This is a genomic window from Mesorhizobium sp. WSM2240 (genome assembly GCF_040438645.1).
GTDB lineage: Bacteria > Pseudomonadota > Alphaproteobacteria > Rhizobiales > Rhizobiaceae > Allomesorhizobium.
This window is the reverse complement of record NZ_CP159253.1, coordinates 1195463-1208278: the sequence shown is the minus strand read 5'-3', so window position 1 is coordinate 1208278 and position 12816 is coordinate 1195463. Positions and strand designations below refer to the sequence as shown.

The 12816-nt window shown below is 60.5% G+C and carries 10 protein-coding genes and 1 pseudogene; 7 read left to right on the top strand and 4 right to left on the bottom strand.

Annotated elements, in window-relative coordinates:
* The first annotated feature begins 121 nt into the window (after nt 1-121).
* Nucleotides 122-1318, top strand: a complete 1197-nt coding sequence (locus tag ABVK50_RS05745; RefSeq protein ID WP_353642473.1) for an integrase arm-type DNA-binding domain-containing protein — start codon at nt 122-124, stop codon at nt 1316-1318.
* Between the two features lie 620 nt (nt 1319-1938).
* On the opposite strand, the gene ABVK50_RS05740 is transcribed toward ABVK50_RS05745, so the two are convergent.
* From ABVK50_RS05740 to ABVK50_RS05730, 3 genes are all read right to left on the bottom strand, one after another.
* On the bottom strand, nt 1939-5016 hold the full coding sequence (locus ABVK50_RS05740) for a DEAD/DEAH box helicase family protein (protein ID WP_353642474.1): 3078 nt from the start codon (nt 5014-5016) through the stop codon (nt 1939-1941).
* Nucleotides 5017-5963: 947 nt separating this feature from the next.
* Nucleotides 5964-6218, bottom strand: coding sequence for a hypothetical protein (locus ABVK50_RS05735; RefSeq protein ID WP_353647017.1), 255 nt, complete (start codon nt 6216-6218; stop codon nt 5964-5966).
* Between the two features lie 5 nt (nt 6219-6223).
* Nucleotides 6224-6748: a class I SAM-dependent methyltransferase gene (locus tag ABVK50_RS05730; protein WP_353647016.1), complete on the bottom strand. Its 525-nt coding sequence runs from the start codon at nt 6746-6748 to the stop codon at nt 6224-6226.
* 47 nt (nt 6749-6795) lie between these two features.
* Here ABVK50_RS05730 and ABVK50_RS05725 point away from each other — a divergent pair, with 47 nt between their 5' ends.
* The 4 genes and pseudogenes from ABVK50_RS05725 to ABVK50_RS05710 all read left to right on the top strand — a co-directional run.
* A complete protein-coding gene (locus ABVK50_RS05725; protein WP_353642476.1) occupies nt 6796-7434 on the top strand; it encodes a TetR/AcrR family transcriptional regulator in 639 nt (212 codons plus the stop codon).
* Nucleotides 7435-8100: 666 nt separating this feature from the next.
* The gene (locus ABVK50_RS05720) at nt 8101-8499 is read left to right on the top strand and encodes a DUF982 domain-containing protein (protein WP_353642477.1); all 399 of its coding nucleotides are present in this window, start codon (nt 8101-8103) and stop codon (nt 8497-8499) included.
* A 538-nt stretch (nt 8500-9037) separates the two neighbouring features.
* On the top strand, nt 9038-9484 hold the full coding sequence (locus tag ABVK50_RS05715; protein ID WP_353642478.1) for a MucR family transcriptional regulator: 447 nt from the start codon (nt 9038-9040) through the stop codon (nt 9482-9484).
* Between the two features lie 438 nt (nt 9485-9922).
* A pseudogene (locus ABVK50_RS05710) lies at nt 9923-10006 on the top strand (hypothetical protein); the annotation flags it as partial.
* A gap of 426 nt (nt 10007-10432) precedes the next feature.
* On the opposite strand, the gene ABVK50_RS05705 reads toward ABVK50_RS05710, so the two are convergent.
* On the bottom strand, nt 10433-11524 hold the full coding sequence (locus tag ABVK50_RS05705; RefSeq protein WP_353642479.1) for a helix-turn-helix transcriptional regulator: 1092 nt from the start codon (nt 11522-11524) through the stop codon (nt 10433-10435).
* Between the two features lie 115 nt (nt 11525-11639).
* Between ABVK50_RS05705 and ABVK50_RS05700 the strand changes: the two genes are divergently transcribed.
* Together ABVK50_RS05700 and ABVK50_RS05695 are read left to right on the top strand one after the other, a co-directional pair.
* A complete protein-coding gene (locus ABVK50_RS05700; RefSeq protein ID WP_353642480.1) occupies nt 11640-12155 on the top strand; it encodes a Crp/Fnr family transcriptional regulator in 516 nt (171 codons plus the stop codon).
* Nucleotides 12156-12464: 309 nt separating this feature from the next.
* The gene (locus tag ABVK50_RS05695) at nt 12465-12737 is read left to right on the top strand and encodes a DMT family transporter (protein ID WP_353642481.1); all 273 of its coding nucleotides are present in this window, start codon (nt 12465-12467) and stop codon (nt 12735-12737) included.
* Nucleotides 12738-12816: the final 79 nt, after the last annotated feature.

Genomic DNA, 12816 nt, shown 5'->3' with positions numbered 1-12816 from the left:
GCGTGGATAAGCGTGTTTCAGGGCACTTGGGTGTATTTGGTCCAACGAGGTGAAGTGTTGGTATTTTTGGTGGTATCTGACAACCTGTTGGTATCGAAGCAGCCAATGGGAGGTTCCGAAAATGGCTCTCTCCGACGTGAAATGCCGGAACGCTCGTCCCACAACCAAGCTCCAGAAGCTGTCCGATGGCGGTGGGCTTCAGCTCTGGGTGCAGCCCTCGGGAGCGCGGCTATGGCGCCTCGCCTATCGCTTTGACGGCAAGCAGAAGGTTTTGGCGTTGGGCAGCTATCCCCTCACTTCCCTCGCTGAGGCCCGCCAGGCGCGAGATGACGCCAAACACCTGCTCGCTGGCGGCCTCGACCCCGGACAGGATCGGAAGTTGCGCAAGAGTTCGGCGAAGGACACCTTTCGCTCAATTGCAAAGGAATATGTTGACAAATTGCGGAAGGAGGGACGTGCTGACCGGACGATCACCAAGGTCAAATGGCTGCTCGACTTTGCCCATCCCAAGTTTGGCGACAAATGCATTCGGGAGATCGATGCGGCCACTATCCTTGCCGCCCTTCGTAGCGTGGAGGTGCGCGGTCGATACGAATCAGCCAGGCGGCTGCGCTCCACGATTGGCAGCGTCTTTCGATACGCGATCGCGACCGCGCGCGCCGACACAGACCCAACGTCCGCGCTGAGGAACGCGCTCATCAGGCCAACGGTCACTCCGCGTGCCGCGATCACTGATCCAAAGGCCTTGGGCGGCTTGCTCCGCGCCATCGATGCATTTGACGGGCAACCTGAAACCCGAGCAGCCCTGAACTTGATGGCGCTCTTATTTCCGCGGCCCGGCGAACTACGCGCCGCCGCATGGGACGAGTTCGACTTTGAGAATTCGGTGTGGACCATTCCAGAAGCACGCATGAAGATGAGGCGGCCGCACCGTATTCCCCTCTCAAGACAGGCTATCAGCGTCCTGACTGAGCTTAGAGCAATTTCCGGCGCCGGGACGCTGCTGTTTCCAAGTGTGCGATCGGGTTCCCGTCCGATTTCTGACAACACGCTCAATGCCGCGTTGCGTCGCATGGGTTACAGCAAGGAAGAAGCAACGGCGCACGGTTTTCGAGCAACGGCATCAACTCTGCTGAACGAATGCGGCAAGTGGCATCCGGACGCCATAGAGCGACAGCTGGCCCACATTGAAAACAACAGCGTTCGGCGCGCCTATGTCCGCGCTGAGCATTGGGACGAGCGTGTCAAGATGATGCAATGGTGGGCAGATTACCTAGACAAGCTGCGCAACGACCGAGCAGTAGTTCGACTTCGATAGGCGAAATTCGCCGCAGCACTTGGTGGGCCCAGAGGGCCAGGGTTCTACACGAAAAAATCAATACGTTAGCAGTTGGTTCGCCGACCCGTTTCCCTCGTATAATCTCGTATGGTCTGGCGAACCTCTTGATCAAGACAAGGACTGATTTGAGGCCGAAGTCCCGAGCACCCTGGGCATATTAGCAGGCGATGTGTTGATCTAGACCCCCACCCAGTTGGTCATGGCCAAACCATTTCTCGGACGTCGCGTTTGGGGCCCGTTTTCAGATCGTCCGCTTGGGGCGTCGAGGGGTCGAATAGCTGCCGTCAACGAGGGCTGATCTCTAGGACGGCTTCCGACCCCCATTGTCGTCGCTCGGAATGCTGCCGTCGCCGCCCGAAACTTGCCATTCGTTCTGTTCCGCCAAACGGCAGAGCCGGGGCCGACTTCGGCCTAGCAGGTTTTGGACGGCAAAAGTCGAATGGCTGCCCTTTCCTCGGCGGGCCCGCGGTGACGGGTGCCGACCAACATCAGCCATTCCCGGCTGCCGGCGCGGTTGCCTAAAGCCGACATCCATCGATGGCAATCGCGCACTTACGCGCTGACAACAAGGGCTGTCGAAGTGGCCGGGTGGTCGGGCGCTATTCAGCGCAGAAGATCCGGAGTTGAACCCCGACCGACTGGCACGCCGAATATGTCGAGAGTACCAGGTGATAGAATTGGAGAACGTGCGGCTCGGGCTGGAGTTTAGCGAACTCGGCCTTGAGCTTGGCGAGCGAGAGCATCCCGCCCGAACAGACCAGCCAGATCGTCCGGTCGGTCGTCGGGGCGGCGCGCAGACGCTGGAAGGCGCCGCCGAAGGCCTTCGATCCGCGGCCATGCCGTTTGCGATCGACCGTCTGGGGAATGGGCGAATTGCGCTTTGACAGTCGCCAACGGCCATCGAACCGAGTTTGGCTGCCCGGCAGAACGACCCCGTCGCTTTTCATATATGCGAGATTTTTGAGGCCCTGCGCGCAGACGTCGTAGAAGGCTGACGCCGACACGCCGGGATTGCCGCTTTTCCATTTGCCTGCGACGGCCACCGCCGCCGGACTGGCCGATGTCTCATCTAAGCCGAGGAAGTCGCCGACCTCGTCCTGAAGATCGTCGCACACCAGATCAGGAAAACTCCGCCCGAACAGCGCCGGGCCACGGTCGGGCCTGAGCGCCTTATCGAGAAACTCAAACAGCGAGCCGTCGGCCCAATAATCGACATGGCCGTCGACCAGCACACCCTTTTCCGACGTCACCGCGCCGAGACCGGGGATCGCGGTAATCAGATCGAGAACCAAACTCGCGGCACCCTTTGGGTCGGTGAGATCCAGGTCGAGCCGGTAAAAATCCCCGCCGACATAGGTGTGGGCGAGATCGCGGGTGATGATCCGGAAAGGCTGCAGCTGGTTCAAGCGACGAGTTAGCGAGATCTTCGGATTGTCCTTGGTCTTGATCCGGCTAAGGCCAGGCGACACCAGCCAATATTTTGCCTTCTTGGCGTTCCAGTCGATCCAGACCGGATGCTCCTCTCCATCGACATGCAGGAGGAAGCGGAACCGCGCCGGCGCCTTGAGGTCGGTGTCCTCCTCGACCGCGACACACAGATCCTCGATCCTGACCGCCGCGGTCTGCCCCTTGGCGACGAACTGATCGCCCATCTCGACCATGTCGACGAGAATATTGAGCGGCGTCGTGTCCGCAGGCACCGTGTCGGGAACGGCGAAGCGGGTGAAGATCGATGCTGTCCGGGCGGCGGCGTCGAGCTGCGCATCGACCGTGCCGCACCAATCGGCATATTGCTGCGCGGTCAGATCATTGCCCTTGCCGTCGCGCACGCGCGATCGCGAGAAACCAACCGCCCGGCGGATCCCATCCTCGGCCGCCTTGGGGTGAATATAGCCGGTCGCGCGGGTCACGACGTTGAGATGCTCGCCCATGAACACGCCCGACCGATCGAGCGAGCGTGCCGACAGACTGCGCGATCGCAGCGCCAGCGGCCCAAGATCGGTATTTTTGACGCTCATGAAAGAAATGCTGTTGTCGTGTCCATCGGGTAGAAGGGCGCGCAAGGTCTTGGCGTTGACGCGCGGACCGATGCCATCGAGTTCGTTGATCCAGAGCCCCGCACTGTCGAAGAAGAAGAGACGCTTGTTCTTCTTCGCATAGATCGTCGCCTCGAGGCTCGGCGCCTGAAAAAGGCTGCCCGACAGGAACGGTGATGGAGTCAGCCGAAGCGTGATATGATAGCGGCAATGGCCGTCGGCGGTTCGACCGGTGAGCGCTTCGTGGCGATCCTCGCGAATGAGTTCGGCCTTGATCGCCTTTTGGAGCTCGTCCAGATCGAGATCTGGCTCGATCGTGAAGGCGACCGCCGCGCTCGGGAAGCGCAGGTCGTCATGGAGACCGGGATCGTCGAGATCAGGTCGTTCGCGGAAGCGCCCCATAACATAGTCGAGGGTCGGCAGGGCCGCGATCAGGTTTTCCAGGATCGTCGCGTCGTTGCGGACGAACGGTTTGTTGCCATTCGCCTTCGAGGCTGCGTCAAAGGCGAGGAAGCTGTTCCATTCGTTGGCGATGTCACGACCCTTAGGCGCGAGGACATAGGCGGCCGGCGCGGCGTCGCCGATCGGCCCCGGATGGCGGATCAGCCTGCCAATCTGCTGGACCAGCATGCGCGTATTCGTGAACGGTTCGTAGAGCGCGAGCATCGTGCAACGAGGATCGTCGATCCCTTCAATCAGCATGAACTGGTGGACGAGAAAGCGTTCGGCCCGCGCCGCCAGGTCCCGCGGCACCGCGTCGAAAATGCCGTCATCGGGCCGCTCGGGGAAATTATGATGGATCGCGAGGACCCCGTCGGCCCGACTGGCAAGCCCCGCGGTCAGCGCCTGGTGCATTTCGGTGACCGACTCCTCGCTGTCGCAGCGCACAATCACCTTGTTGGCAGCCGTGAAACGCCCCTCGGCCATGAGCGCGTCGACTCTGGCGATCAGCGCCAAGGCATAGTCGTCCGGCGACAGGGGCAATGGCTGTTCGTCGATTTCAACCCCACGGATGAGGCCCTGATCGACCGCGTCGGCAAAGCCGAGAAAATGGATATGATCGTCATCGACGTCGAAGATCTTGAGATCGCCCCGAAACGGCGTGGCACTGAACAGGACGGTAGGTACAGCAAAACCGCGGACGACGCGCGCCCAGCTAGGTGCAGGCTCGCGATGACCCTCGTCGAACAGTATCGTGCCGATGCGGCCATGGAGCTGATCGATCTTGCCGTCAGCGTCGATCTGCTGGATGGCCTGCACGGTACCGACCACGATGATCCGCTCGCCACCATGACCGTCGAGGCGCTGCGCGAGGCTCTCGATATCACTCGGCAGAACATTCCAGACCCTGTCGGGCTTCCAGGCCGGGTTGGCGCCGATCTTATCCCAGAAGCGGTCCTCGAACTGGGCGATGAGCTGCTCGACCAAAGCCGCCGAAGGGCAGACGACTAGCACCGGCCGGACCTGGGCGCGTTGGCGCGCGATCGTCGCCATCACCCCGGTTTTGCCGGTGCCTGTCGGCATATTGACGAGGCACGCGCGGGCGCTCGCCGACGCGAAATAAGCGTCGACCGTGTCGAGCGCCGCATGCTGATGCGGCCACAGCGCAAGCGCGATCCTGGACAGTTCGCCCCCAAGCAAATCGCTCTCCCCCAAAAGCCCAAATAGATTTCCCGTTTAGCTCACTCGTCTCCCGAAAGGAATAACGGCTCAAAGGTCCAGATGAACCTGCGCCGCTATGGCGATTTTACGGAGGCGGTGCGGAATAAGGTCTCTGGCACATATTCATATGCAGCGCCTCGGAGTCCGCGATTGAACGGCGCATCGCACTCTTCAAAGTCGATCGATCATCGCACGGAGCATGCTGGCGATCAGCCGGCCGCCGTCGAGCTGATCAACTAGGCGCCGGAGCCTTCGGCCAAGACCCCTGACGGCGTCTTCTACATCTTCGCCAATTGCGCCGACGTTTTAGGCGCCATCGAGCAGCTTTCGCTCGCTGCGATCCAAAAGCTGCCCGGCAGCAATGTTCCCACACCCGGTCCTTCAACCAGTCGGTGCTTGGTTTCCGCGAACGGCAGCATAGGGTCGGCGGGATGACTGGGATGGCGGCGCGTTGCCGCCGAAGCTCGTCGACTAGATGAAGGCAGCTTTTTATACGTAGCCGCCCGAAACCTGCCAGTCTGTTTCCCACCCCAATCAAGTCCTACCCGTCCGCCCCTGATGCTCCGGGTCGGGAAGGACTCATTCAGGCAGGTTGGGGGCCGGGAGCAGGCGGTCCGCTTAAAGGCGCGGAAGTAGAAGAGCGGCCGTTCAAGGCGTTTCGGTTTAATCGCCTTCGCTTCGGGGTCAATTATATTTGATCGACATGGACCATGCCGTCATCGTAGACGTCTAGGCTAGGCGTGCGATCCGCCAGGCCGAGGTCGTCGCGGCGTGCACTGATCATCCCTTGGACGCCAGAAGCCGCCATTCCGCTGTCTGCCCCAATGGCGTCCGGGCAACGCGCCCCTCAAGCATCGGATTTCGCTGGCGCCATTAGTCCATCAATGCCGACATCACGGGTGTTGACGACACTGCAATTCAGCGGATCAGCGGTGTGCCACGGCCACGATGTAGCGGCTGGTCGCGCGGAACGCAGTAGCATCTTCGTTTCCCTTCTCGAGGATATCGAGAAGGTCACTGCGGACCCGCTCGGCCCTTCCAAATTTTGCGAGCAGCCCCAGGCCGGCAACCGCGAGCGGATGGTCCCTGGATTGCTCCTCAAGGAAATCTCGCGCCGAGGTGGCCGTGAAGGCAAGTTCATGTTCTTCGGTCGAGAGCGTGAACCCGTAGGGCTGCAGCAACCGGGTCAGCTCGTCGCGGTCGTTCCAATTGAATGCCGGGGGCGGGGAGCTCCGACCGCCGCTCTGACGGCGGCCGCGGCCGCCGCGTTCATCTCGAACACGGCTCCCCTGGGCAGCCAGGCGCTTAACACGATCCGGGCAGGCGCCGTCAGCACGCGATCGATTTCGGCTATAGCGGCCGCGGCATCGCCTGCAAAGATGATGCCGAAGACGGATATCGCAACATCCATGCTTGCATCGGGTATGGGAAGGGAAGCGGCTTCGCCCTGGCGGAAGCTCGCCTGCACCCCCTCACGAGCGGCCCGCTCGGCTGCGACCTCGATGAGCCGCAATGCCGGATCGACCCCGATCACCTCGGCCCCCTGCCTTGCCGCCAAAAGGGCTGCATTGCCGGTCCCGCAGCCAATGTCCACAACCCGGTCGCCACGCTTCAGTCCGGCGGCAGCAACGACAGTCTCTGCCGCGGGCAACAACAGGGCGGCGATCGTCTCGTAACCCCCAATACTCCAGTCCAGGCTCGGTGCCTGCATCATTTCCTCCCATTTCGGAATACGAAACAGTTGTTACGTCACGATTGTTGCGTTATCCGGTCAATATGGGACGTCCAAAAGAACACGATACCGAAACCGGCGAGGCGCTTCTCGACACCTGCGAGAAGATCATACAGGCGGACGGCATGGCCGGGCTGTCGGTCCGGCGCGTCGCCGACCAGACGGGCACGACTACCCGTGCCGTATACGCAGTCTTTGGATCGAAAGAGGGGCTTATTGTTGCTCTGGGCAAGCGGGCATTCGACTTGCTGGGTCGGGCAATGGATGAACTTCCAGCCAGCAACGATCCGGCCAGGGATCTGGTGGAAGCCGGCGTTCTTGTGTTCCGGAGGTTGACCGTCGACCACCCGGCTCTGTTCAAGATTGGCGTCCAGCACCGCGATGTACCCGTTCATCTCATGGGGCAGTTCCGAAGTGCCGCCCGGAGCGCCTTGCGCAGGCTCCATTTACGGTTCGAGCGCCTCCACGAGCATGACGCTCTGGGCAGAGGATCCATTGACGAAGAGGCTTGCCAATTCCACGCATTATGCGAGGGGCTGGCCGCTCTCGAAATGCGCGGATTGCTTCCGCCGGGTCACGAGGAGCGGATGTGGCGCGAGGCGCTCTCTGCATTAATCGACGGTTACCGCTCGCAGCGCGCACTGAAGGGACCATCGCAAGAGTGAGCCTGATCATGCGGGCGATACCTACCGCTGCCCGGGTGGCAAGCGTCTCCGGCACTACCGTCGACGATTCTCGGCACCACGGACCGGATAGAAAAAGACAATATGCTACGCTATCGGGCGAGCAAGCATGATTGCGACGCCTGTGCGCTGAAGCCGCGCCGCTGTCCGAAGGTGCCGCAGGGTGATCTCTGGCATGTCTTCTTTCAGGAAGCGGCAAAGCTGATCTCTACGGCCGACTTTGGGGGCGCAAAGCGGTCATTGCGCGCCGCGCGATGAACGTCGCCAATGGTCGGCCGAAAGAAGACCTGGACGGCTCAGATCGGTGGTGGTCAGCGGTCGCTAGCTATCTACGGCCCTACCGCCGATATTTGATAAAGGTTGTCGCCTTCGCCACGCGATCGTATAAGGATTTCGGGTAAAATCCGCTGGCCTGCGGCTCAAAGCTCGCGAAGCGGAGCGCGTTTCCAGTCGGCATACTGGCAGTCGCTACGCTGAGCGCCCAGCGTATCCTGGATCGGCGCGACCGCATCTCGTTCGCATGCAAATGTTTCAGCTTTGAAACCAAAAGGCTTTTTCGCTGAAATCGTCCTGAAACATCGGTGGCGCATTGATCCGCCGCCTCATGCGGAAGACTCCGTGTCGGTGACTATTTGAGGGAGATTTGCCATGCCCATGGTCGATGAAATCGGACGCTTCGGCGCGGCGCTCGCGAAAGCGCGCCGCAACAGCCAGGCGATCCGCGAGATGCATGCGCTGCCGCCGGAACTGCAGAAGATGAAGCTGCCCGACGACAAGTCTTTCGGCCAGGCGGTTGCGGTATATGGACATCGAGCCGGTGATGTCTTCAATATCGGCAGCGCGCGCGAGGCCTCGGATTGGCTGCTCTACGAATGGCCGGACGGCGCGATTGACAGCCTCAAGGCGCGCGCGGCGCGGCAAGCCTGCGTCGCGGCCCTGGACGGTGGCGATGCTGAAGTTGCTCGCCTGGCGTTCCGCCTGGCCGTTGAAGAAGCGGGCAACCTCATCGGCGACGTCGACCGCGTCCACAAGCCGGGCAGGCGCTGATCCATTGTCCTGAGCCTGTCGAAGTGTCACTCCGGCGCATCCCTGCCCCAGCTTGGCGACGGCCATGATGGTCGGCTTCAACTCTGCAGGCGCGCTGTCAAAAGCCGCGCCCAAACCGCCCTGCCCCTTTCAGAGTAGCGCCAGAACGCAAGAAACCCGCCAAGAGCAACCGAAAGGGAGCAACGGCGGGCTTCTCTGTTCCAAAGGGGTGGCGTCGAGGGGACCCTTGGGGAACTCAACACCGTCAAGACAAATGCCTGCTCCGGCTCAAATGCAAAAAACTCGCCGCCCGGTGGGAAGGAGGCGAGTTGTCGCTGGTTATAGCCCGCTCCGCACACCCGTTGCAGTCATTCGGTTCTGATTGCAAGGCCGCCATCGGATCGATCACGCCAGCAAACGTCCCTGGATCTATTTGGCTCGGAACTATGCCAGCGCGTCAATCGGACTTCCTTAATCAACACCCGATAGGGTTGCATCCTCTCCAAGAAGCAATATCTACGCGCTGGGCGATCTTTACGAACATATAAGGAATACCAATTTGACTGACGAGTTAAACAATACCGACCCCATCGGCCTGACTGCAGACGTGATCTCGGCCTACGTCTCGAACAATCCGGTTCCTGTGTCGGAGTTGCCCGCTCTGATCGCGCAGGTCCACCAATCTTTGGTTGGACTGACGAATGGTTCCGCGACTGAGCCGGTGGAAAAGCCTGTACCCGCCGTTCCCATCAAGAAATCGGTGACCCCGGAATACATAGTCTGCCTCGATGATGGGAAGAAGTTCAAATCCCTGAAGCGGCATTTGAAGACAACGTTCGGGATAACGCCTGAAGAATACAGGGCGAAGTGGAATCTGCCGGCCGACTACCCGATGGTCGCTCCGTCCTACGCGGCGACGCGTTCGGAACTCGCCAAGAAGATGGGGCTCGGCCGCAAACCCAAGGCAGCGGAACCTGTAAAGCGGGCGCGCAAAAAGGCGGCCTAGCAAGCAAGAAACAGAGGCGGGGTGATTAACCCGCCTCTTCGCTTTCTGATCGACCTTGCCGCCTAGTTGTCAGCAATTTTCAGGCTTGGGCGAGCGCACCATCCGGGTGACGACCGGATCGTAGGCAACTTTTTTATCCCTGCTGTAGTCCATGGGAACAAAGCGGCACGGTCGCTGCACACGGTTATGGCTCTGACGTAGCGGATCTGATCGTCTTTGATTCCCGAGTAACTCGCCCATTCACGCGTCAGCCGCCGATAGGTGAATTCCCAGCCGTCCTTTTCGTCTCGACTGATCTGGTCTTTAATCCGAGACAGGAGGTCATCTTCTTCAAGGTTGATGCCCCAGACGGCGAGGAGGGCTCCATCGGGGGAATGGAACGCCGCGCCATCGCCACTCTCTGACCGTTGCGTCAGTTCGAACTCGCGCGGCACGTCGGTTAGCCACCTCAATGCCCACACGACCTCCACGCCAGTCGGCGATATCGGGGAAATTGCGGCGATCAGAAGCGTCTTCGGGAGGCGCTCTCGATAGCGGAATTCGGTTGTAAGAGAAGACAAAAGAGACGACTCACACACCGCGTCGCACTTCTAGTCCGTTGGAAAATGATCGTGAAAAGGGCGGGAGCCGTGTGGGGCCTGGATACGGCCCCCGCCAACACACGGCATCGTTGCCGGGTCTCAGATGCAATTGGCTCCGGGAGGACCCGCTGCTTGTATGACATGAACGGCGAGAAGGCGCTTCACCCGGAAGGGTGAAATCGCACTGGCCGGCAGACATGCGTCGCTGAGCGATAACCCGTATTCCGAAATGCCGCCGCAAAGCGGTTGCAAGTTTCCTGTCCCGCATCAGGGGATTCCGATATGCCCTGCAAAAAGGTCAGGCAGTTCAACCAAGCCTTACAGTAAGAGCAACCGCCTTGCGGGCATCGGACAACTCGCGCTCCTGTTATCGGCCCCTTTCGCCGCTCGCCGCTTCGATAGGAAGGAGGGATGACTTGGCAAGTCGGAGCAGGTCGAGCTGGCCCTTCGTTCCCGTCTTGGCGTAGAGACTCTTCATTTGTGATCGGATTGTCTCCCGCGAAAGCGCGGCAGCATCTGCGATCTCGTCGACGCTCTTGCCCGCCATGATGCCCGCCAGCGCCCGTGTCTCCGCCGCGGTCAGCCCGTACGCTTTCGAGAAATACTCCCCGTTCATCCGCTGCGAGGTGCTTCCATGTTCTATTAGGACGACGATCGTCGGCCCCTGGAAGTAGAATGACAGGGGGTCCTTGGCGACTTGGATGAAGGTCAGTTTATAGGCGTCAACCATGCAGCTCGCCACTCGCGGTCCCTGGTACGACCTGTCGAGCATCTGGCTGAGCACATGGTTCGCCCTCTCCTGGCAGACGTTGATTTTTCCGAGCAGGTTTGCCCGCAGGCAATGGCCTGTGTCGATTATTCTCTGGCCCGCTGGGGAAATGGACTTGATGATGCCGCTGTCGCCGACGACCACCATGCCGATGTCGACAGCATCGAACAACTCACCTCCGATTTCCGCTATTGTCTTTTGGCCCGGCTCGGATTTGAAATGTCTGAACGCGCGGCGAAGGTGCGGCGCTAGCCTGGTCAGGGTGTCGGCGGCGTGCCTGTTCGCTTCCGGATCCGGACATGACGTCAGCGTCGACAGGAGGAACGAGCGCCCTTCCTCCCTGACGATTGTCACTCCCACTGCCGACTCCCCGCCGTTCTTCGACCAGAAGTCATTGTAGAACTCGGTCTTCACCAAGCGGTCGCGCGGGAACATCTGCTCGGCGACCACACCCACACCTACTTTCCTGACCGCCGCAGCCGGCATCCACGGGTTGATGCTGGAGTAGTATTCTCCGTACCTGGCGACCGCGTCGGCATCGAAGCCGGAGTTGAGGTTGAAGGCACCCTTGCTTCGTCTGCTATCATGGTAAAAAAGGGTGGACCGACCGTCGGGAAGTATCCGGCTCAGCTTGTCGAGGAAATCATGCCAAGTCGCTTCCCCGAAAACGGTGCCATAGATGGCATCCACCAGTTTGTCCTCAGTCGCCGATAGCGTCACTGGATCCCGCTCCCAGTTTTCGTACAGCGCCGTGCATTCCGGATGTCAGCGCGGCAGCAACATGCCAATAACTTGCAGCGCTTTGTTGACAACGCAACTCATTTTACCTCTGCGCCAGCTTCAAATGAAGCGTTTTGAGACTGCCGCCGACGTGATCGGCAATGCCGTCCGCGTCTTCAGCCCTGAGCACCAGCCCGACCGACTGTTCCTCTTGCGGTACGCTCAGAGCCTTTCGATCCAAACTGAGTTCACCGCGCTGGCCAATGCACGCTCGAACGTCGAACAGCGCCTGGCGCGCTGGCTGCTCATGTGCGCAGATCGTGTGCACGGAGACCACCTGAACCTAACTCACGAATATCTTTCAATCATGCTCGGCATTCGCAGGCCGGGTGTCACGGTGGCTATACAGCTACTCGAAGGAAACGGTCTCATCCGAGCGAATCGCGGTGTCGTCATCGTCCGCGATCGAGGAGGTCTGGTTGCCGCGTCAGCTGGGTCATATGGGGTTCCCGAAGCCGAATATGAAAGGCTGATCGGCAAAATTGCCGGGCCGGCGCAAGGAAACCTGCTCGCAGTTGCTTCTAAGGCCAACTCCCACTGATGCTACCGGATTGCTTCCCGCCGCCTGCTTCCCGCCTGCCCCTTTGGTCATCCGGTTCGATCAGGATCTCGAACACATGGGCGCGGTGAAGAGAACACGGCCACGTCTGTCCTGAAGCTCGGTACGACGCGGTGGTTGGAATCGGTCAGAACGATTGGAATACTTTCCTTGGCCTAGTCGGCCTTGTCGGGCAGCTCGACAACCGGCGGCGCGTCACTTTCAACAACGCGGCCCTTTTCACTACTACACCAGCGCTCAAGGGCTTTTCGTCTTGGTCCTGATCCACGTCTTTCCGCGGCTGATCGGGTGATGGCCAATGCGCGATACCGCTTTGAACAGGCAGATGATCGGCACGCTCATCTCCATCATGATCGGTCCCATCCTGTGGGCATTGCGCGGCTCGAACGGCGCGACTGGCTTCTGATCGGACTGATCGCGCTTTTCGGCATGTTCGGCTTCACCGCGCTCATGCTCTACGGCATGCAGTTGGTCAGCGGTGTCGTCGGCGCCACGATTATGAGCACGACCCCAGCCGTTACTGCCCTCGGCGCAATCCTGTTCCTCAAGGAACACCCGACCTAGCGCAATTTCGCTGCCGTGGCGCTAGCGGTCATCGGCGTGCTCATCCTCCAGCTCGGACAGGTTGGAGGGAATGGTCAAG